The following is a 19,971-nucleotide window of genomic DNA, read 5'->3' as shown; positions in this document are numbered from 1 at the left end:
CCCTTTACAAATTTTATCCTCACTAAGCTCTTTGCATGCTTTCGTTTAAGTCTAAGTAACTGAATTTCCTAAAACAGAAATACTATACTTTGCTTCTAATATCAGTAACTTCCTGTTTTACAGATTCTACATCTAATGATGAACTTGGTAACTGACTATCACCTGCTCCACAATCCAATTGCGTGTTTCTAACTCTAATAAACACCTCATACTCTGACTTGTTGCGTTCCATAATAGACTGCATTTGCTCCTGACTAAGAGAATTGATAATTTCTGATACTACTTTAGTAGCTTTGTTGTCCTTGATAAGATGAACAATTAAATCTCTGGATGATAATCTTATGCTTAGATTATGTAAATAGTGTTGTCTATGAGCATCAAAGCCAGGACAATTCCACATAGAGGCAAGCATATCACTGCCAGATTTAACAAAATTATCACCTGGTGCAGAAACAAGCGAGTTTAATGCTGAAAACATTGATGTACTATAAGCTTCAGGAGATAAATCTTCTGGCTTTAAATGTTCAAACAGCTTTCTGGCATTTTCGAAAGAATGGTTTCTTCTTAATATACTTAAAGTATAATAACACCCATGCTGTTTAAAATCTCTTTTTAATAATTCATGATATCTGTTAGAATCAAGATAACGTAGACAAAAATCAACCATTCCAACATCATCAGTAGAAAAACGTCCTTTATTATATGCTACTTCCATTAATAAATCTTCTTTCCTTTTTGGAGATACAGAATCAATTGACTGTAACTTATCCCAGAAGAATTCCAAAGCTTCAACATGCTTTTCTAGCATTGCGCATTTAAAAGCATAAACGTATGGATGCTCATTATTTAGTTCTAACTGATGTTCTTGGTTATTCATAGCATGTGACCAATAGATCATTAAAGCCCCTTTATCACATCCCTTAACTAAACTCTCTACTGGTTTACTACCTAATGTTAATTTAAATTCTTCAAAAATGGCTCTTATCTCGTCTTCAAAACAACACCAGCAGGCAATTCTATAGCGATCAAAGGGTCTAATAAGACTTCTTTGCCCATCCAAAGTTTTCAAGGCTAACAATTTTTCCCCGAAAGTATACCTATTGAGTCTAATTTGTCCTGAAGCATCTTCTATCTTCCAACAAGTTTCATCTTCTAAAACTTTCTTAAAAAGGGGTGGTATTATTGTGCTATCCCATTTATTCAGCAATGTCTGATATGCAATACACCATCTTTTAATCTCTAACTCTTTAAGCCCTTTATGAGGATCATCCTCTTTAATGGAAGTTAGTAATACCTTTTGTACATTTTCGTAACCCATACTTACCTCCTAACAAGATTTAATATATTTTAGACATGTTGCTCTACCTTTAAAACTTTGTCAATTACCATTATGTATAGAAAAATTTTCTAACCCAAAGTAGTTTTAGGCAAAAGACCCTTAATAGACTCAATATATGACATTTTATTTATTTTGAATTTTGTTTCGTCATGGGCTTGTCTTCATTATTCTTCCGCAAGTAAATCAATATTAATTTAGCAAAATATATTATTAAGATCTCAAGCAAAATAACTATTTCTAGCACTCAAAATCAGCTATTGAGAGAAGAGTTTGTTTTGGGATGAGTTGGTCTACCAAACGATACATACGAACTTTTCTAGATAATAATTTCATTATACGCTGAAATCAGCTATATTGGCTCACTTTTACTAAACCTACGTACGAACTGTTTTGCCTAAGCTTATGAAAATAATTTAAATCTTCTATTTTTATAACCTTATTTTTACGCGGCTTGTTCTCACAAATATACGACCCTTTTTGCAATCTTAGGAAGAGTCAATAATTCAAATTTTTGTGGCACTAAAATAGGAATTTCTTTAGTTACAGCAAGGTCTATTTTTTCGTAAGTAAAAGTGTTTTACAATTAATTATTAGAATGAAAATATCATACTTGGCTCTCAAGAAATTTCCTGTTGTGCAGTGGTAAGGTTTGGAGAAAAAGATTGGCTTGGCAACGATAATTTACTAGACTAAAGTTTATATTAAAATACAAAATGGGGTTGCGGGTATGGAATCTGGTTTGGATCACAATTACAATAAAATACTTGATATATTAAAAGGTGCTATTAAAGGCGACGATAATCAAGTTAAAGCAAGAAAACACCTTAGAGTAGAAAGATGGTTGAGGGCTTATATTCAATTAATTGAAGATTTTGATGAGGAAAAACTAATTTTTTTTTCTGATATATTCTCTGATAATTCTTGTTGGGATGGAATAAAATTAAAGAATAAAGCTGTTGGTGAAAGGCTAACTGAAGAAAAAAATAAAAATGGAAAAGAAAATCCGCTTGATCTTGCAGATAGATATTACTTGGCATGTAAATATTGTCTAGAAGATAAGATTCCTGGATTATTTGAACAAGTATTTATGAGATTTAAGAGAAGTGCCTTTGAAGAAGATGGATCTGATGATGATCTGAGAAGAGAATTATTGGAAAATATCGAAGAAACTAGCCCTATAGAAGCTTTCTGGTCTTTTCTTATTGATAAGCAGATTGGAAAACTAAACGAATATAAATCAGTTGAAGGTTTGCAAAAATCCATACAGATAAATTCTAATAAAAACTGGGAAGAAGGTATAGAGTTCTTCTATAATAAATTACACAATGATTCCAGTATTTCTAGTCAAGATAAAGATGATCTGTTAATTGAAGCAGCTTTATCTGCAGTAAAGGGTTACAAAGAAGTAGACACCATAGAGTTTTGCCTGTCTAAAATGGATGATGAGCAAAAGAAAAAATTACTAGATAGAGATTATAAGGAAAATACTTATTATGCAGTGTTGAATGTGCTAGTAGGTCAGTATTACTTTGATTCTTTTATGGAATTAAGCCGATTGTGTAGTCAGATTGAATGTGAACGTTACACAACTTTTTTATCTTCATTATCAGATCAAGTACTGAAGAATCCAGATCTGTCTGAAGAAACAAAAAAATGTATGATGAATGTTTGGGAACGTATAATAAAATTAAAAACTCAAGACCGCGGGGAGCAATCTATTTCCTCTATTTTTGTAGACTATTCAGTTACATATACAATAGCAAATTTAATTGTGGATCCAAGTAGACAAGGGGTAAGTAAAGAAGAAATATTAGGGAAGATATTAAAGCACGTAAAAGAAATGAGTGGTGAAGAGATGATAAAGGTTAAAGATTCTGTATTAAGTAAAATTCAGTTATTTCATGGGGGTAAAAAATTGCAGTTAGGAGAACAAGTATTTTCTAAATTAGCTCAAGAAGCTTCTAAAGAATCAATTTTGCGTGAAGCTGGTGATACTTTGCCACAGTCAAGTCTCAGTACGACTGATACCCCATATAATATAAAATCTTTAAGCCATAGCAAATAGGAGTAATATGCCAAGTAATGTCAAGCCGCTTGAGTTGGTACAGCTTCTGTTAATGAGAAATAAATCAAAAGACGAGTTCCTAGATTTTCAAAAAAGGTTCCAATCGTTTATCAATCAATCTCCTTCTTTTTTGCATTCAGTTGGAAAGCCAGGCTTTTTCCCTAGTTTCTTTTTTGGTATGTTTGCTACTGTATTAGACACAGAACTTGCTACTAAAATTGGTATTAAAAAACTTCATTTTCGTTTTGATGATAATAGAACTTTAAAAATAGCTATATTAACTAATGAGGGACTTAAGTGTATAACGATGTCTGATCAAGTTGATGGTAACATGCATCTAAAGTTCTCTCAAGGAGAGTTAGAAAAAATAGCACAGAAATGGAAAATGGGAGCAGAGTTTGATAAACTAGAAAAAGAAGAGCATGAAATAACAATTACAGGAAAAGAAGTAAAGCACGGAAAGGTTGATCCAGCTTTTAGTAAAAAGACTGATTATTCACAAAAAGGTTTTACAGAAATAGAAAAAGATCGTGACCAACAAGACCTAGAGAGCTTAATTTCAAAATTGAGTAATCAAGATTTCGAAGAAGTAAAAAAGAACGCTAGAAGAATGTTTAATTATATTACAAATGTCTATAAGAAATATGAAAAAGAAACTCTATTTAGCGGTAAAGAATCAAGTCATCATGGGTTTTTAGCTGGGTTTTTGATAAATTTTAAGTATCGTTTTCACCTAAAACTTTATCTCGAATTATTTGCTGGAAAAGGTTACGCAGACATTATTTTGCTTGTGCGCGGTTCTGATAAGTCGCTAAGCTCTATTCCTATTATTATTGAGCTTAAAGCAGGTACTGGTGAGATAAGTACAGTGATAAAAGCATTGAAGCAAGCACAAGATTATGTTAAGGGCTCTTTTTCTAACTCTATAAGAATGATTACTATAGCTAATGAAGCTATTTGTGTAGGATTAAATTTTGACATGGTTCATCACGAAAATGTTAAAATTGATGTAGAAAATTTTCTTAGTCGAGAAGGTAATTCTGTAATAGAAAAGTTACTTGGCACTGAAGCAACGAATGCTGAGGTGATAAGAACACAGCTAGAGTATCTTTACTATGGAATTGTTTGGAGCAATGGTGGAAGTGATAATATTAATTATGTCAGCAGAATGATCTTAGGTCAGCTAGTACTTATTTCTAATATTATTAAGCGTGAAAAGTTAGGTAAACATATTTTTATTTATGATCAAAATGATAAAATGGTTACTGGATCACAGAAACGCCCAGAAGCAGCAAAAGAAAGTATTGAGGATTGTGTTACAACTATAGTGCTAACTTTAGGTAAGAAGGTGCTTATACTCAACATAAATGAAAAAAATGAATTTGCATTGAGAATGCCAGATAATAAAGGAATTCCTATTGAAAATATTAGGAGAATTCAAAACGTCAATGACATAAAGATACAAGAAATAACCTGTAACTTATACAGTACGCCTAGTAATAAGAATCCATTTGATCAGTACTGTAATAAGAATAAGGGAATTACAGTAAATACGTATGACTCATTGGACAAATACAAAAGAGGTAAAGAAATTTTACAAGGTAATTTTACTCGAATTGTGGAAAATAAAAAATTTAAAGCAGCTTTGAGCAAAGCTATAGAATCTGGTAAATATGATGATTACAAAAAACTATTTGAAGAAATTTCTCATATACTACATCCTTTCAAATCATTAATAAGCAATGAGGCTACATTTCAAGCTGTATTGCATGGTTTATTTAGTAGCTACGGAGAAGATAATATAAAAGTTATTACTGAATTTCAAATAGGTGGTGGAGAGAAGTTGGATGTTATGTTGGTTATAAATGCTACTGATCAAAAAAAAGAATACCCCCCAGTTGGAATAGAGCTAAAATTTGCTAAGAAAGGAGAATTGGATAAAAAAGAAAAAGATGCTAAGGACCAGTTGAAAAGATATAAAGAAGGTGAAGCGTATAAGGTAATTACTGATGCTGGCAAAGTGAAACTGATATATGCTGTTTTTAATAAAGGTGCAACAGATGAAGGTTCCCTTATAAAAATTGGTAATGAGTTTGTAGAGGTAGATGTAAGACATAGCTCTGTGGTTGCTTTTGGTCAACAGCCAGGTAGTCTCCAACAACCTTATGTTAAACAAGCAGGTCTATCTCGAGCAGTTAATCAGTGATCTAGTCTTAAGAAATAGTCATCTTAAGTAGGTTATGCTGTCGGGAAGTTTTGTGACAAAGTTATAGAAGGAAAACAAAATGATCCTGATACGAGTACATGGAGTGCTGTTAAAAGTTCGTTTTCCGATACATTTATTACTAAGCATAATATGAATTACATTTATAGTAATCAATCTCCAGTGAATTCCTTAGATAGCTAAGAGCTAAAAGTATGTATTGTGTAAATAGTTACCAAGGCTGGAAGGTTTTGAACTTTTTTTCACAACACTGATGTTCTTGCTAAAATATTTTTGAAAAAGTTAGTTGACTTATAAATAATTCTCTACTAATACTGGCATGTGTTTGTTTATTCTGCTGAAGTGGCTCCGCAGGTTACTGTATAAGCTTCAGCAGTTTCCGTGCTCCTTTAAAGCATCATGCTCTTATAGTAGTGATATCAAGTATAGGTCTTAACCATGTTGATTTATAGTAAAATTAGCTCAAATTTGGAGTCATAAGCAACTTTTAACCTCTCTATATACTCCATTGTTACTCACCATAAAAACTTAACAAAAGCTTAACGACGTGAGCAGTAAAAAGATTATGGTTATTGACTTAATGTTACATATCGCATACAATATATCATATATCTTAGCTTAAGGGGTAAGTATGAGTGAGTCTACTGGGATGGTAAAATCTATCATCAATCTACTAAAGCCAAAATCCAAATCAGAACTATATGATTTCGAATATGAGTCCATTATAGAACATCTATCATCTAAAGAGCATTTATTAAATGAGCTGATGAATGATATGTGGTACTCAGGAGACTTACCATCAGTTAGAAATCATAATGAACTACCTTCTTTAATTGATAGCAAACTTGGACTAAGCGAGCAAATTTGTGTTTGGTTTGCTCTGGACCATGATCTTACGCCAAGTCAAAAAATTTTAAACAAAAAGTTACTTAGTGCTCTAAAATGTTTAGCTTCTAACTGTGGTTCATTTGATAATACTGAGCCCCTTGAAGAATTTTTACATGATAATAAAAACAATAAAGATTTAAAAGTGATTCTTAACCTAAGAAGAGGAGAATCTCAATCAACAGTATTGCATGCGATTGCAGGAGCAAATATTGGTGGATTTCGTCGCACAGGAAATCAGGCTGTAGATTTACTCTTAGAAGCAGGCGCAGATCCTAACATACAGGATAGTAAAGGAAAAACACCATTATACATTGCTGCTGCCAAAGGTCATTACAATAATGCAAACTCTCTTTTCTTAAAAGGAGCTAACCCTAATATAACAAGTAGAAAGGGCAAAACTCCACAACAAATAGCAACTAATAAACTCTGCTATAATATAGAAGAATTATTTCTAACTGATAAACAGAAAAAGTTAAATGCAGAATTGTATGACTTACTTGTACTCGATTCAGACTGCACTAAAAATTTAAAGGAGTTTTTAAGTAAGCATAAAAGAGATTCAGACCTAAAAGTAGTGCTAAATATTCGGCAAGGAATGGGTGAATCAAAAGTGTTTTCGTATGTTGATCGTTTTGCTTGGGACAATGAAGGTCTTGCTCAAGAGTTAAGAAAGATATTTTTAGAAGCAGGAGCATTAGATTATGATATAAATATTTATCGTCAGCAAAAGAAAGGACAGGCCAGTAAATTACTCGTTAATTTAACTTCAAATCAAAAGGAGAAGTTAAATAATTTTTCTGATAAGGTATTTCGAGCTCAAAACATGGCTGAACTTGAAGAGATTGTAAATGATGCTATAAAGTCTGGTGTACGTTTAAATTATTCTTCTTCACAAGATTTTTTTTTAGGTAATGAGTACACTTTTACCGATTATGTGATGAAAAAAATCAGTGAGTTGGAAAAAAATCCTAAAGTTGCTAGTAGTATAATATGTCAATTAGTATCAAAAGGAGCAGTGTTTGGTAATACAGTTGATGCTAACACACTGACATCAGAATTTAAAGAGCATAAAACTAACCTAAAAAAAGCTTATAGAGATTATATTAGCAATTCTCATAAATTTATTGAAATCGCAAAAAGTGCAACCAATAGCGAGCTAAAAGATGCAAGAGTAGACAACTCCGTTTTTTACTTAGAATATTCTAAAGATAGTAAAATAGACATTATAAAGATAACAGATGGGACAAGGGATTTAGGTCTAACCGATGGGGATGTAAAGTGTGGAAGAAATATAGTAAAGATCGGTAAAAGTGAAGTAGAAATTAAAACTGAAGATGGCATAAGGAATTACACAGATCTTACAGAAGGTAGCAGTATAGCATTAACTTTCTATACTAGTTTGGGAAATGTAGACGTTAGGCTGTATCCTGACGTACAGAATAAAAGCAAAATTATAGTAGAAGTGAGTAATAGAGAAGAAATATTAGAAAAATTCAAAGGTCGCGAAGAAGAGTTAGGCAATGATTGCGAGCTTGGTAACTACTGGGTCTACGATGCTATTGAACAGGGATATTTTGAAAGATCTGGTGGATTAATGCGTCCTGAAGTAATAAGCGAGTCTAACAACAAATGGACAGAACGTGAAGAGTTAAGAAGGACTTCTGATCCTAGGAGAGAAGTTTCTAGGTAGATTGATTTGCTAAAAAAGTTGAAGATTATTATTTAAATATAAACTACTATAATTTATAGGTTAAGGAGTTCGTACCAATGTCTTCTAAGAATACTCTTTTATGTTGTTTTTAAGCTGGCTACAAAATGAGGATATGGAACATACAATGGCTGGGCTGCCTTTTACACTCCAGATCTACTATTAAAATATGCAGCTAAAATTGGATACATTTTCTACCATTGTCGTATCTAGTCTGTTAAAATCTTCAATATTTATATTGATATCTTCGCATAATTAGGTGTCAACTTTTGTAACATTGATTTACTTTTCTATATCAATCTCAACATCTTTTGGTATGGTCCTTGATTCCTCTATATCAACTGCAGTAGCGGCAATTTGGCTATTTTTCCTATTTCTCAGCAATACCTTTCAATAGTTTTTGGTGTTTTCAGTTTCTCTCCTTTTGTTCTTTTTATAAATGGTGTAATTACGCCCCTAATCCATAAAATTTCTCTAATTGCTCACCCCACAGCATCGGTATTTCTCTTAAATCCACTAACCTCAAACCCCTTGGCTGCCTCCCATTTACTATATCTTCTTTAATTTTTGGTGCTAAATAATTTAATCTTAAAATTTGTTGTATACGTCTTGTACCTATATTAACTTTAGCACTCAGCTCTTTTATATTTGCGTATTTTCCTTCCTCTAGCTGACGTTTCCATAGGTGAGCCCCCACCACTGCTTTTAGCAATGCATTATTTGTTTTTCCTTCTGGCTCGATTACTGTGCATTTATTTCCTTTCTTCTTTATTGATATAAATTTTTCCTCTGATTCAGAACATAACTCTATTCCATCCTCTCTCACCAATACTGCTTTTATTAACTTTTTCACTACTTCTTTCTGCTTTCCAAAGCTTAAATTTTTCCACTCTTCCGCTTTTTCTCCCCGTTTTTCATATAATTGCTCTGCTTCTTTCATCACTTCTTTTTCTATTTCTCCAGCTACTATAGTTCGATTTACCGATTCACAATTTTTCCCTCCTAGATGATTGTTACATACATAGTATCGATACCTTTTATTCTCTTTTTTCGAGTATGTCAGTGTCATATTTACATCACAGCTCTTGCACTTAATTATTCCCTTTAGCAGCGCTTCCTCATATTTTGCTTTTCTATATGGCTGATTCTTTATTAACTCTTGCGCTTTTTGCCATTTTTCCTCTTTTATTATTGCTTCATGCTTTCCCTCATACTGTTTGTCATAATGCCTAATTTTTCCCATATATATTGGATTTGTTATTATTCTTCTCACCGTTGCCTTTTTAAAGATACCTGATTTCGTCCGGTACCCTTGGCTGTTTAACTCTCTTGCCAGTTCTACCATTGACTTCAGCTCTATATACCTCTCAAATATATGTTTTACCAACTTTGCTTCTTTTTCATTTATTATTAATTCCTTATCTTTCACATCATACCCAAGCGGTAAAGTTCCACCCATCCATAATCCTTGTTCTTTTGATGTTGCTATTTTATTTTTTACTCTTTCCACTATCATTTCTCTTTCTAGTTGTGCTGCTCCTGATAACACCGTTTGTACGAACTTTCCCATTGGCGTATTATTGTCAAATATCTGCGTTACTGCTACAAAATTTACTCTATGTCTTCTAAAAAATGACGTTACTTCGATGCTGTCTTTTGTTTCCCTTGATAACCTGTCTAGCGTATATACTACTACACAATCTACTTCTCCTCCTTTAACATCTTCAAATAACTCCTTTATTGCTGGTCTTTCTAAGTTTTTTCCTGAATATCCGCCATCATCGTACCTTTTTGCCAATGCTACCCATCCTTCTCGGCTTTTTATATATTTTTCACATGCTACACGTTGCGCATCAAGACTATTAAACTTTTGTTCTAGACCATCTTCATTTGATTTTCTCGTATATATTGCACATCTTACTTCTTTTAGCATTCTCTCTCCTCAATTTCCACTTTTGTCACGCATCCCGAATAATAAAGGTCCGTTGTAGCTCATTCCCATTATTTTCCCGGCTACTGCTGACAATGACGTAAAAAATTCTTCTCTGTAGATTAAACCCTTATCTGTCACCATTACCGCATGCGTCTCTTCTCCTCTCTCTAGTATCAACTCTGTTCCTGCTACTGGTAATTTGTCACTACTTATTCTTTTTCCCTTCTCTAGCCGATCTGCCAGATACTCTAGTCTTTTTGCTCCTTTTCTTGACATTTCTCCATATGCTTTTTCCTGCATTCTATAAGCTAATCTTGGTATCAGATATTTCTTTGAGTATCTAGGCGCCTCTTCCCCATATACCTTCTTCCATATTTTTCTCATTTCACCCAAAGGTTTTTTCTCTAAATTCATTACTTTCTTTTCTATTTCTTTCTCCATATTTTTAGCCCTTCATAAATAGCTTTTCAATTCTGTCTATTTCTTTCTTCAATATTTCAGTGATCTCCTTACTGTTTTTCGCATAATCCATTGCTGTCATTCCAAATTTATCCGCTTGTTCTATTTCTCCTCCAGCCTTCACTAATTCTTTCACTATCTCTTTTTCGCCTATCATGCATGCAAGGTGCAGCGGTGTGCATTTATTTCCATATTCTTCCGCATTTACATTCCCTCCTGATTTTATCAATTCTCTCACGGTTTCTAGACGTTTCTCCGTTACCGCTAGATGCAGTGCTGTATATCCTCCTACATCTGCTGCATTTACATTCACTCCTTTTTCAACTAATACCCTCACTGTTTTTGCGTTTATTGCATAATGCAGAGCTGTTCTTCCATTCTCGTCTCTTGCATAAATATTTTTATATGAGTTCTCTAATAATTCTTTTGCTGATTTATTAAATTTGCCAAGCTTTAACATAATCCACCTCACCTTTTCTTTAAATTTAAATCCCTCTTTTAAACCTTCCTTTTCGCTACCTCATCTATCATTTCGTTCACTTGGCTCATTATTTTGCTTGCTAAATTTTTACATTCTTCCTTTATTAGCGATTTGTCTCTCTTCCTTATTTCTCCTATCTCTATTATTTTTAGCTCCGGCATGTAGCTCCCATTCAACATGTCTGCTATTTCTCCCACTAGCCTCTCTATTCCATAGCATGTCAGTTCTCTACTTCTTGTTATTCCTCCTTGTTCTCTCAGAAATTTACTCGCCTTTTCATTCTCTTCTCTATTCCATGAACAATACTTTTCACTTTCCCAAATGTAATACATTGGTGTTGCACCATATTTATTCAGTTGATTAACCTCAGCTCCGGCCTTCACTAGCTCTTTTATTATTTCAACTCCTGCTCCTCCTATTTTGCACGCAGAGTGGAGTGGCGTACATCCAGTGACATATTGAGTAGCATTTACTTCCGCTCCTTCTCTTAGCAGCACTTTTACATTTTCTAAACTTTTTGCGAATACTGCACAGTGCAGAGGTGTATAACCATTTTTGTCTCTTGCATTTACCTCTGCTCCTTTCTTTATTAAGAACCTCACTGTTTTGTAATTGGAGATTTCTACTGCTTGGTGTAATATCGTCTCTCCTTCTTCATTTCTTTTATTAATATCCTTACTTGATACTTCTTTAAAAAACTTACTCTTGCTAAAACTCATTTCATACCTCACAAAATTAGCTTTTCTAGCGCCAGACAAATTTCTTATATTTACCTGCTGCTATTCAAGTCATGTCCTTTTTAGCATGAGAAAGCAAGTCTTTTTCTTTTTATTTCATACACTTTTACCTATTATTAATATAATATATGAGTATCTAAATATAAGTACTTAACTTATTAGACATATTACTTGACTATTTTTCCAACTTCTGTGCAAATGTCGATGTTCGTGCCACTTCAGTACTCCCGGGTAAAATACTAAAATGTGCTTTTCTAATTCGTGTATTGAGTCTTTTTGCTCTGAATCTGAGTCATTTTTATAGTAAACGTTGTGTTCTGCTAAAACATATTTTCTGACCTTCTGATCTGTATAATTTTCTACTTTATAGTTGTGAGTAACGCTAAATCTTTCTAAAATTGGCTTGTGTTTTAGATTCCAATGTTGCCCTGAAAGTTTATCGCTTCCCAATACAAATTTATTTCCTCTTTCTTCTACGCTACTAACTGGAAAGCACGTATTTATGTCTCCTAAATCCCAACTGTTTGATAATACTATCTGCGCTTTTGCAAACTTTATTTCTGGCAATAAGCTCTGTGGTAATGGATATAGTGCTTTTAAATTGTACCACAAATGATTTCTTTCATAAATACCGTTATAATTCTTTGTGTGAGGCTCGGTTTCTCCAAGGATTGCTACATCTAGGCGATATATATCATTGCTTAAAGCTCGTTCATAATGATCGCGTAGATAGTTTTCTATAATCCTAATAACTGGACCACTAGACCTGAAAAAATTTATTCTTCCAAACGATAACACTGGCCCATCTTTTTCAACTTTTCTACCTGAGTAATCCGACAACAAACTTCCAAAAAAGCTTTCATCTAAAATAAACCTGTCAACATTGTAGTGATCATTGAAAATCCTCATTAGCCTTGATCTTGCTGGTAATGATAGTTTTGCAAGTTCTACTACTGCATCCACAAAAAAGTCATTTGGAACATCCTTTATTCCTATTTGCAACTCGAAAAAATGTTTACCGGGTGGCTCTTCAATAATTGTAATATCTTCTATATTTGCCCACTTGAGTGCTATTTTGAGTGATGCTGGGGTTCCACGTAGTCTTTGAAATTTTACTCCTTCTACTACGGCTTTTCTTCTATCTTTTACCCAACGCAGTATCTCTTCTAAACCATATTCTTCTATTATCCACGGCAATGTTTCTTCTTTAAGACTAAACTTAAATCCTCTGATACAGTTTGGATCTACTTTATAATCTATCGCATCTACCAATGCTTTTTCTTGTTTTGTTGCGTTTAGTGGCAATAGCATTTTAAATTTCGCAAATTTGCACACTCATTCCCCAGTACCACAACATCCTCTTTTGGCTCGATTAATTCCACATTTTCTACACCATCTACAAATAAATTCGCTATTATCCAAGATCTTGTCACACTCCACCCTAATCTTTTTGCTAATTCAAACCTTTCAATAAACTGCTTCTTGATTTCTTCTTCTGATATTAAAGGACTTATGCTCATTCTGCTGTGAATATCTATTTCCATAATATTGCAACCAACTACTGTTACTGTATCTGTTAAAACCCTTATATCATCTCTAGTAACCTGCTTTTTTACAATTTCAAGTAGCTCTTCTAACGCTATGCCAGTTGTGGATAATTGTGTTGATAAGATTGAAATTTGTACTTTCCCTGGTATAGTTGATTCCACTAGTGCATCTTTTACTCTACTATCTGCTGACAGTGCATGATATTTATAATATTCCTTACTTCCTCCTGTTGACCAACCTGCTATCTTTGCTTTAATTCTTTTTCTAAATCGTTCATCATCTTCCCCTTTTTCTCTTTCTACAACATAAAACTCAGCTAAATTATCAAGATCTTCTCCCCTTGCAAACTTCAGTACATTACTTTTTATTGCTTCGTTTATTCTTTCTCTAAGCAAAAGTTCTCGCCATGCTGCTACTTCTAAAATCTTCATCGCTGGGTCACTTTCAATTAGTGCTGTAAAACTTTTATCTCGACTTATTAATTCTTCTTTCATCCGAGCAAAAATCTCTTCGAAGTTCAGTGATTCAGGCTGCTGCATTTTTAAACAACTACTCCACTAATACCTATGAATTTGCCTTCTGAAAGATACATACCTTCAAGTACAAGAGTCATTTTTCCTTCTTTAGCTTCAGCAATCTTTACTTTTTCTAACTTAAATCTCTTCTCAAATTTCCCCAGTGCTTCTGCTGTTGCTGCATAGATTTCCAAAGTTAAATCTCTATTTATTGGCTTATCTACTAATTCAAATAATCGAGAACCATAATCTCTTCTCATTACTCTACTGTTAATAGGAGTGGTCAGTATATCAATTATCGACTGCTTTAAGTGCTCTATTCCTTCTAATGCTTTTCCTGTTTTAGCATCCATTCCTCGCATATATTTTTCATGGCTCTGACTGAATACTTGCATGTTTTTCACGTGCTATAGAAATAGCCTTTCTCAACTTCTTTTCAAGAATTTCTTTAGAAGGAAGCTGTGTTAAATACTGTGCAACATGAATATTAGAGCCTTCGAGCTCAAGATATTCTATATCCTCTTGATCCTTATCAGCACATAAAATAATCCCTAACGGTTTTTCTTCACCTACTTTTCGTTCATTTTTATTCAACCAATTTAAATACCATTCCATCTGTCCTTTATAAGCTGGTTCAAAGCGACCTATTTTTAGTTCTATTGCTATAAGGCGTTTTAATCCTCTGTGAAAAAATAGCAGGTCCAAATACCTGTCAGTTGCTTTAGTACTCATCCTTTTTTGACGTGTTACAAAACAAAAATCATTTCCAAACTCTTGTAAAAATTTTGTCAGTTCATCCAAGATTGTATTTTCTAGATCAGTCTCACTATAACTTGATGGCAATTCCATGAAGCTAAGGAAGTATGGGTCATGAAAAATGAATTCTGGTGCTAACATATTTTCTTCACGTAAATTTTTTATACTCCTTCTTATGAAATCTTCAGGTTTTTTTGCTAGTGCTGTACGTTCATACAACATAGTATCGATTTTACTACGTAGTGCCCTAACACTCCACCTTTCAATACGACACATTTCTATATAATAATTACGCTTCAGCTCATCAGAAATTGCAATAATTTCTACAAAATGTGACCAACTCAATTGTTGTGACAGTGTCGCGACAATCTCTTGATCAGGAAAGAATTTAGAAAATTGCACCATACGAAATAATGACGCTCTATCAAACCCACGTCCATATTTAATCTGAAGTTCTTTTGCAAGTTGGGAGATGATTTGCTTCCCATAATCTGCGCGTTTGTGCTTTAGAATATCTTGGTCAATTCTGGAGCCAATTTGCCAGTTTAGCAATACTAGAGTAGAGTTGAATTGAACAGAAAGATGATTCTTTGCTCTATCTATTAAATTACTAACGTCTCCTAATAGGCTAGTAGTTATATCCATGTTCATAACCTTACTTTTTGTAAGTATAACAGATGGTTTATTTTTATCCTGAAAAAACATTATTACTACCACTCATTACTTTAGAACCACAAGATATTGAATCTCCAACTCTTCCTATACCATACCCATTTGTAAACACTGTTTTTGACCCTTCAGTTAATACTCTACTTTCTGTAAAATTATCTCCTTTTCGGCAAACTGGTTTACCATTCACAAAAACATTATTACTGCCGCTAATGCAAAAATGTGGTGTTGCTTCTGCACAATGATCTCCTACTCGCACAACCGATTTATTCATCAATTAAGGTTTATTTTATCTGCCTTCAATTTTATTCCACTTTTTGTCATTTCTATACTTGATTCCCCAGCTTTCAGTGTTATTTTGTCTACTACTTCAATCTCTAAATGATGTTTATCTTTATCGTATGACAACTTTGTTCCATCTTGAAATGTTAAGCTACTCACCTCTTTTTTATTTTCTGGTGCAGAGTACTTTTGTTGATATATTCCAGGAAGTACTACTCCTAAAGATAATTCTCCCAGCGGGGAAAGTATAACTACTTGCTCATCAATATCTGGCGGAGACCAATTTCTATCTTTTCCTGCTTTGCTTGTTATCCATGGCAACCAATCTGTTAAAAATTCTCCTATTTTCACTCTTACTTTTGCTTTTTCATAATCTATTTCTTTTACAATTCCTATTCGTACAATGTTTGCTAACTTTCTTTGCAGCTCTGAAATAGCAAAATTACTCTCTAACATTTTCTCCTATTGTAATCGTATGTGGCTTAATCGTATTTTCTGTCCATATCGATTTACCTAAATGAAGCTGATGACTCCACTCAACCAACCACACCAAATACGCATCTAATTCGGGTCTAAATCCGTCAATTTCCGCAGATATAAATTCTCCTGGTGAAACATTTTCCACATTCCAAGTATTTTTATTTACTACTCTTGCTACTTCTGCTGCTAATGTTCTGACAATAATAGCTGCATTTTCTATTGTGCTATCAATCACAATTCGTGCTTCAAATCTTGCTTTCAGTGCTAATTCCTCTGTTCCTGGATCTTTTCCCGATTCTAAACTCACAAGCTCTACAAATAACGCTGGCGCTAATAATTCTTTTCTTATCGATGGATAAATATCACAAGTTTGAATTGCTGATATTTCTTCTTTTAACTTAGTGCAAATTGCTTTATGTAAATCTTGCCAATTCATATAGATGTAATGTAACTTAATTCGCGGTGGAAGAATTTTTCAAATACCTTTTCAACTTCATAATTAACAAGATTACCTATTATCCTTGAAGCCTCTGGTTCTAGTAGCAACTTAATTTCCTTTATTGGTAATGCTGTTCTTCCTTCACGCTTAAAAATACCGCTATTTCCTTTTGGCATAACTGCTGCAAATCCTCCTATAAACTCATGCTTTCCTACTTTCGATCCTCTTCTTGTTTTTTGTATTTTACCAATTGTCGATGCTCTAATGTCATAGAGATTTGCTCTAATTAACACTTCTAATCTGCTAGTTTTCGCCTTAAAAATTCTTAGCCTTCTTCTCATTAACGTCAATTTTATCTTCTTTTCCTCACTAATTTCCTTAGCTGCTTGCGCTTTTAACCATAGTGCCGTTTTGTTTAATGCCTTTACCGTTGCTAATTCTATTTTTCTTCTTTTAGCGTTTACACTTTCTATTACCTTATTACTATTAACTTCTATATGAATAGACATTTACACCCCAGATGCTTCGATTCGCCAGATCATTCCAGATTTATCTCTAAGTGGTAGTGAGTGCACCTTATACTTACAGTTACCAATAACGAAGATATCTCCTACCATTGGCTTTAATATATCAAAGACACTCACCTCCAAAATCAACATCTCCCCCACAAATTGTCCTTCACCAATCTCGTATAATTTATCTGGCTGTTGCTTTAATACTTGTACCATGTATGACTTATCCTTTGATTTATACAAAGCCACTTCTCCTAAATGGGCAAAACAATCTTTTAGTAATCTCTTAATATTCTCTTGCATTCTTTCATAAGTATGCTAATAAGGTATATACTACTCTTGTGCCTCACCAACTTGTAGTTAATCTACCAGTATTGTTATGCTGCAACGACTTTTACTAATGTTCCTGGTCTGTGGCACACTGGCAGAGGATTTGACTGTGTATGTAAATCAGTTCCTCTATCAAACCTCCTTGGCTCTTGTTTTGCATATAGTGGCTGTCCAAGAGTATTTACTGTCTCATTAAAATCTGCTGGTGCAAAATATGTTGTAAATGTGCTCGCTGTTCCTAGTGGAAAACAGTGCCCTGTATCTTTCTCAATAAATCTTCTCACAGTTCCTTCAGGGTCAGTTGCTTGCCCTCTATACTCCTCAAATGTTATACCACAAAACGTAAATCCTGATCTCATATCATTCCTTAGCGCTGCTCCTTCTTGCCATCTCTCGTATGCTTCTTTCACTTTACTATGCGAAGTTAGTGCATCAAAAAACTCAGGGCTTACCAAGGCATGAATTCCCGTCATATATTCACCACTTAGATTATCTTCTATATGCCGGAGTACTTCCATACACTTACGCTTTACATCAGTTGTTGCAGTTCCTAGTGCAAAATTTACTACTTTTGGTGTGATTTCAAATTCGTTGTACAGATTTAATAATTCTGACCCATCAGCATCTAAAATTATTCCTTTCAGCGCTCCCATTCGCAAATGCTCTAATGTTATTGCATGTTTGTTTCTCATTAGCTGCAAATGATCAGTTATTACATCTGCCAGCGCTTTAAGTTCACTCTCTGATCCAAATGCCCTTATTCCTTGTACTTCTTCTGGCAGCACTACATCATCATGCGGAATGTGCGGAATCGTAAATGTTCTTACCTTTCTTTTTCCTCTTTTTCCTACTGTTGCTGGTGCTCCTGGAACTTGTGTTGGCAGCAAACTTAACACACCGTTTTGTTCTTCTATAGTAATATGACGAAACCTTACTGATTTGCCTGGAAATAACTTTAAACTTTCAGTTCTACCAAAATTAATCGGCAATATATTCATCGCATTTGTTAGTGCCGTCATGCTAAATGCTGTATTTGTAAATGGATTTTGCATTTTTTATTTCCCCCCTTTTGTGTTTTTAATAGTTTTTTTTAAGCTCCCTTGCGGATAATGATCCCTCGTCCTTCAAGTTGCTTTATTGCTTCAGCTTTCTGTTCTTCAGTGATATTTGCTGGCCACACAACTGCATGATCTGCTAGTATTGCACCACGAGTAATAATTACTGCTTTGGCATTTTCTGTCGCATTTACATCACTTACTATTGCACCTATTGCTGTTTGTGTGCCGTCTGTTCCAGTGGGATTAAGGACTCTAATAAAACCATCTTCCGTCTTTTTGGCAACTACTGCACCAAGCTTAAGATTTTGACCTTTAGCTACTGTTATTTGATCTCTTGAATATAGACTTGATGCCTCATACTTTAATAAGTCACCTAGATTATTTTGTTCGATTATACATGTCATATTTTCTTTTCTCCTTTTTTTCCTTTAGTTTTACCGCCATGTTTGTAGTTATTGTACGCGGCGGTTATAAAAATACTTTAACTCCTACGACTTCTTGCTACCTGTATCATTAAATCTTCTCCTGAATTCTGTGGTATTGCACTCAGTATTTCTGTCTTCTTCGTTCGCTCTGCTAGCAGTTCCATTAAAACTTCCCGTGCTTGCTCAACACTTACGCCCTGCTCAATAAATTCTCCTATCTTTTCTGGCATCTTTGATATATTACATAAACGTATTAATTCAAGAACTTCAGTACGATACTTAGTTAAATTATTAGTTTCTAGGTCAGTTATAGTTTGTTCGTTCATAGTAATACTCCTGTTTTTATTAATAGATGAAAGAATTGTCATTCCGTCTGCAAGGCCTATTTCTACTGCTTTCTCGCCAAAATATAGACCTGCTTCTGTTGATCGAATCTTTTCAATTGAAAGACCTCTGTTTCTTGCTATTAGCTGCAAAAACATTTCATATAGTCTTCCTACTTCTTTTTGTAAGCTTTCTAAACTTTCAGACGTCATTGGCTCATGCGGATTTAAATCATTCTTCCGACTACCAGCAAATATTGTGGTATATTTTATTCCCTGTTTTTCGTCAAATCCACTTTGATCTATATGACTTGCTATTACTCCTATACTCCCAATTCCTGAAGTGCGGGTGAGAAAAATCTTTTCAGCGCTAGAGGCTATAGCGTACGCAGCAGAATATGCATCATCATTTGCTATTGCAATAATTCTCTTTTTTGCTCTTGATTCATAAATAAAATCAGCCAGGTCAAATATACCGTTTACCTCTCCTCCGGGGCTGTCTATTTCCAGTATAATTGTCTCTATGCTACTATCTGCTAATGCTTGTGTAATTTGTTCTTCTATTTGCTCATATGATGTCATTCCCAGAAAGACGTCAAAAGCTCCTGGTTTTTTGGTCAAAATTCCATGTATTGCTATTACTGCTGTTTTTTCTATATTCTGATTTACTGCATGTTTTATATTTTTAAAGATAGGTTGTTTTCCGTTATATAGTGACAACAGGTCAAAGCTTTTTTGCTCTATCATCATCGGCCTACATAGCCAGTTGGTTTGTAAAATTTCCATAAAGTAAACGAGAT

Annotated in this window: 20 protein-coding genes; 3 read left to right on the top strand and 17 right to left on the bottom strand. The window is 33.9% G+C overall.

Going from position 1 to position 19,971, the window contains the following annotated elements:
* Positions 1-82 precede the first annotated feature (82 nt).
* On the bottom strand, positions 83-1,318 hold the full coding sequence (locus ABWU32_RS03450) for a hypothetical protein (RefSeq protein ID WP_353278854.1): 1,236 nt from the start codon (positions 1,316-1,318) through the stop codon (positions 83-85).
* 748 nt (positions 1,319-2,066) lie between these two features.
* Between ABWU32_RS03450 and ABWU32_RS03445 the strand changes: the two genes are divergently transcribed.
* The 3 genes from ABWU32_RS03445 to ABWU32_RS03435 all read left to right on the top strand — a co-directional run bounded on the left by ABWU32_RS03445 (position 2,067) and on the right by ABWU32_RS03435 (position 8,206).
* Positions 2,067-3,404, top strand: coding sequence for a hypothetical protein (locus ABWU32_RS03445; RefSeq protein WP_007302980.1), 1,338 nt, complete (start codon positions 2,067-2,069; stop codon positions 3,402-3,404).
* A gap of 7 nt (positions 3,405-3,411) precedes the next feature.
* The gene (locus ABWU32_RS03440) at positions 3,412-5,610 is read left to right on the top strand and encodes a hypothetical protein (RefSeq protein ID WP_353278852.1); all 2,199 of its coding nucleotides are present in this window, start codon (positions 3,412-3,414) and stop codon (positions 5,608-5,610) included.
* Positions 5,611-6,259: 649 nt separating this feature from the next.
* Positions 6,260-8,206 (top strand): ankyrin repeat domain-containing protein, encoded by a 1,947-nt coding sequence (locus ABWU32_RS03435; protein WP_353278850.1) that lies wholly within the window; start codon positions 6,260-6,262, stop codon positions 8,204-8,206.
* Between the two features lie 466 nt (positions 8,207-8,672).
* On the opposite strand, the gene ABWU32_RS03430 is transcribed toward ABWU32_RS03435, so the two are convergent.
* The 16 genes from ABWU32_RS03430 to ABWU32_RS03355 form a co-directional block, all read right to left on the bottom strand.
* Positions 8,673-10,157 (bottom strand): recombinase family protein, encoded by a 1,485-nt coding sequence (locus ABWU32_RS03430; RefSeq protein WP_353278848.1) that lies wholly within the window; start codon positions 10,155-10,157, stop codon positions 8,673-8,675.
* Between the two features lie 9 nt (positions 10,158-10,166).
* On the bottom strand, positions 10,167-10,598 hold the full coding sequence (locus ABWU32_RS03425) for a DUF2924 domain-containing protein (protein WP_353278846.1): 432 nt from the start codon (positions 10,596-10,598) through the stop codon (positions 10,167-10,169).
* A gap of 4 nt (positions 10,599-10,602) precedes the next feature.
* Positions 10,603-11,076 (bottom strand): ankyrin repeat domain-containing protein, encoded by a 474-nt coding sequence (locus tag ABWU32_RS03420; RefSeq protein WP_226080515.1) that lies wholly within the window; start codon positions 11,074-11,076, stop codon positions 10,603-10,605.
* A gap of 38 nt (positions 11,077-11,114) precedes the next feature.
* Positions 11,115-11,816, bottom strand: a complete 702-nt coding sequence (locus tag ABWU32_RS03415; RefSeq protein WP_226080513.1) for an ankyrin repeat domain-containing protein — start codon at positions 11,814-11,816, stop codon at positions 11,115-11,117.
* A gap of 168 nt (positions 11,817-11,984) precedes the next feature.
* Positions 11,985-13,145, bottom strand: a complete 1,161-nt coding sequence (locus tag ABWU32_RS03410) for a phage tail protein (RefSeq protein WP_353278843.1) — start codon at positions 13,143-13,145, stop codon at positions 11,985-11,987.
* Positions 13,130-13,921: a baseplate J/gp47 family protein gene (locus ABWU32_RS03405; RefSeq protein ID WP_353278841.1), complete on the bottom strand. Its 792-nt coding sequence runs from the start codon at positions 13,919-13,921 to the stop codon at positions 13,130-13,132. The genes ABWU32_RS03410 and ABWU32_RS03405 overlap by 16 nt, the downstream gene beginning before the upstream one ends.
* A 2-nt stretch (positions 13,922-13,923) precedes the next feature.
* Positions 13,924-14,259 carry a GPW/gp25 family protein gene (locus ABWU32_RS03400; protein ID WP_353278945.1) on the bottom strand — a complete coding sequence of 112 codons (336 nt, stop codon included), beginning with the start codon at positions 14,257-14,259 and terminating at the stop codon, positions 13,924-13,926.
* Positions 14,260-14,266: 7 nt separating this feature from the next.
* A complete protein-coding gene (locus ABWU32_RS03395; protein WP_353278840.1) occupies positions 14,267-15,358 on the bottom strand; it encodes a YhcG family protein in 1,092 nt (363 codons plus the stop codon).
* Positions 15,342-15,596 carry a PAAR domain-containing protein gene (locus ABWU32_RS03390; protein ID WP_063630987.1) on the bottom strand — a complete coding sequence of 85 codons (255 nt, stop codon included), beginning with the start codon at positions 15,594-15,596 and terminating at the stop codon, positions 15,342-15,344. The genes ABWU32_RS03395 and ABWU32_RS03390 overlap by 17 nt, the downstream gene beginning before the upstream one ends.
* Positions 15,596-16,060, bottom strand: a complete 465-nt coding sequence (locus ABWU32_RS03385; RefSeq protein WP_353278837.1) for a phage baseplate assembly protein V — start codon at positions 16,058-16,060, stop codon at positions 15,596-15,598. Before ABWU32_RS03385 ends, ABWU32_RS03390 begins: the two co-directional genes overlap by 1 nt.
* Entirely contained in the window at positions 16,047-16,520 is a 474-nt protein-coding gene (locus tag ABWU32_RS03380; RefSeq protein ID WP_253303090.1) for a hypothetical protein, read from the bottom strand. Before ABWU32_RS03380 ends, ABWU32_RS03385 begins: the two co-directional genes overlap by 14 nt.
* Positions 16,517-17,032, bottom strand: coding sequence for a phage tail protein (locus ABWU32_RS03375; RefSeq protein WP_353278835.1), 516 nt, complete (start codon positions 17,030-17,032; stop codon positions 16,517-16,519). Before ABWU32_RS03375 ends, ABWU32_RS03380 begins: the two co-directional genes overlap by 4 nt.
* Positions 17,033-17,338, bottom strand: coding sequence for a hypothetical protein (locus ABWU32_RS03370; RefSeq protein ID WP_353278834.1), 306 nt, complete (start codon positions 17,336-17,338; stop codon positions 17,033-17,035).
* Positions 17,339-17,412: 74 nt separating this feature from the next.
* Entirely contained in the window at positions 17,413-18,417 is a 1,005-nt protein-coding gene (locus ABWU32_RS03365; RefSeq protein WP_353278832.1) for a major capsid protein, read from the bottom strand.
* Between the two features lie 38 nt (positions 18,418-18,455).
* Positions 18,456-18,827, bottom strand: a complete 372-nt coding sequence (locus ABWU32_RS03360) for a head decoration protein (protein WP_353278831.1) — start codon at positions 18,825-18,827, stop codon at positions 18,456-18,458.
* Positions 18,828-18,904: 77 nt separating this feature from the next.
* Positions 18,905-19,957 carry a S49 family peptidase gene (locus ABWU32_RS03355; protein WP_353278829.1) on the bottom strand — a complete coding sequence of 351 codons (1,053 nt, stop codon included), beginning with the start codon at positions 19,955-19,957 and terminating at the stop codon, positions 18,905-18,907.
* Positions 19,958-19,971: the final 14 nt, after the last annotated feature.

The organism is Wolbachia endosymbiont (group A) of Udea olivalis (assembly GCF_964028365.1).
GTDB classification, from domain to species: Bacteria; Pseudomonadota; Alphaproteobacteria; order Rickettsiales; family Anaplasmataceae; genus Wolbachia; species Wolbachia pipientis.
This window is presented reverse-complemented; position numbering and strand designations above follow the sequence as displayed.

Excerpts from the sequence above, each read along its gene's own strand:
- ABWU32_RS03450 (WP_353278854.1), bottom strand. The coding sequence starts at position 1,318 with ATGGGTTACGAAAATGTACAAAAGGTATTACTAACTTCCATTAAAGAG.
- ABWU32_RS03445 (WP_007302980.1), top strand. The coding sequence starts at position 2,067 with ATGGAATCTGGTTTGGATCACAATTACAATAAAATACTTGATATATTA.
- ABWU32_RS03440 (WP_353278852.1), top strand. The coding sequence starts at position 3,412 with ATGCCAAGTAATGTCAAGCCGCTTGAGTTGGTACAGCTTCTGTTAATG.
- ABWU32_RS03435 (WP_353278850.1), top strand. The coding sequence starts at position 6,260 with ATGAGTGAGTCTACTGGGATGGTAAAATCTATCATCAATCTACTAAAG.
- ABWU32_RS03430 (WP_353278848.1), bottom strand. The coding sequence starts at position 10,157 with ATGCTAAAAGAAGTAAGATGTGCAATATATACGAGAAAATCAAATGAA.
- ABWU32_RS03425 (WP_353278846.1), bottom strand. The coding sequence starts at position 10,598 with ATGGAGAAAGAAATAGAAAAGAAAGTAATGAATTTAGAGAAAAAACCT.
- ABWU32_RS03420 (WP_226080515.1), bottom strand. The coding sequence starts at position 11,076 with ATGTTAAAGCTTGGCAAATTTAATAAATCAGCAAAAGAATTATTAGAG.
- ABWU32_RS03415 (WP_226080513.1), bottom strand. The coding sequence starts at position 11,816 with ATGAGTTTTAGCAAGAGTAAGTTTTTTAAAGAAGTATCAAGTAAGGAT.
- ABWU32_RS03410 (WP_353278843.1), bottom strand. The coding sequence starts at position 13,145 with ATGCTATTGCCACTAAACGCAACAAAACAAGAAAAAGCATTGGTAGAT.
- ABWU32_RS03405 (WP_353278841.1), bottom strand. The coding sequence starts at position 13,921 with ATGCAGCAGCCTGAATCACTGAACTTCGAAGAGATTTTTGCTCGGATG.
- ABWU32_RS03400 (WP_353278945.1), bottom strand. The coding sequence starts at position 14,259 with ATGCGAGGAATGGATGCTAAAACAGGAAAAGCATTAGAAGGAATAGAG.
- ABWU32_RS03395 (WP_353278840.1), bottom strand. The coding sequence starts at position 15,358 with ATGTTTTTTCAGGATAAAAATAAACCATCTGTTATACTTACAAAAAGT.
- ABWU32_RS03390 (WP_063630987.1), bottom strand. The coding sequence starts at position 15,596 with ATGAATAAATCGGTTGTGCGAGTAGGAGATCATTGTGCAGAAGCAACA.
- ABWU32_RS03385 (WP_353278837.1), bottom strand. The coding sequence starts at position 16,060 with ATGTTAGAGAGTAATTTTGCTATTTCAGAGCTGCAAAGAAAGTTAGCA.
- ABWU32_RS03380 (WP_253303090.1), bottom strand. The coding sequence starts at position 16,520 with ATGAATTGGCAAGATTTACATAAAGCAATTTGCACTAAGTTAAAAGAA.
- ABWU32_RS03375 (WP_353278835.1), bottom strand. The coding sequence starts at position 17,032 with ATGTCTATTCATATAGAAGTTAATAGTAATAAGGTAATAGAAAGTGTA.
- ABWU32_RS03370 (WP_353278834.1), bottom strand. The coding sequence starts at position 17,338 with ATGCAAGAGAATATTAAGAGATTACTAAAAGATTGTTTTGCCCATTTA.
- ABWU32_RS03365 (WP_353278832.1), bottom strand. The coding sequence starts at position 18,417 with ATGCAAAATCCATTTACAAATACAGCATTTAGCATGACGGCACTAACA.
- ABWU32_RS03360 (WP_353278831.1), bottom strand. The coding sequence starts at position 18,827 with ATGACATGTATAATCGAACAAAATAATCTAGGTGACTTATTAAAGTAT.
- ABWU32_RS03355 (WP_353278829.1), bottom strand. The coding sequence starts at position 19,957 with ATGGAAATTTTACAAACCAACTGGCTATGTAGGCCGATGATGATAGAG.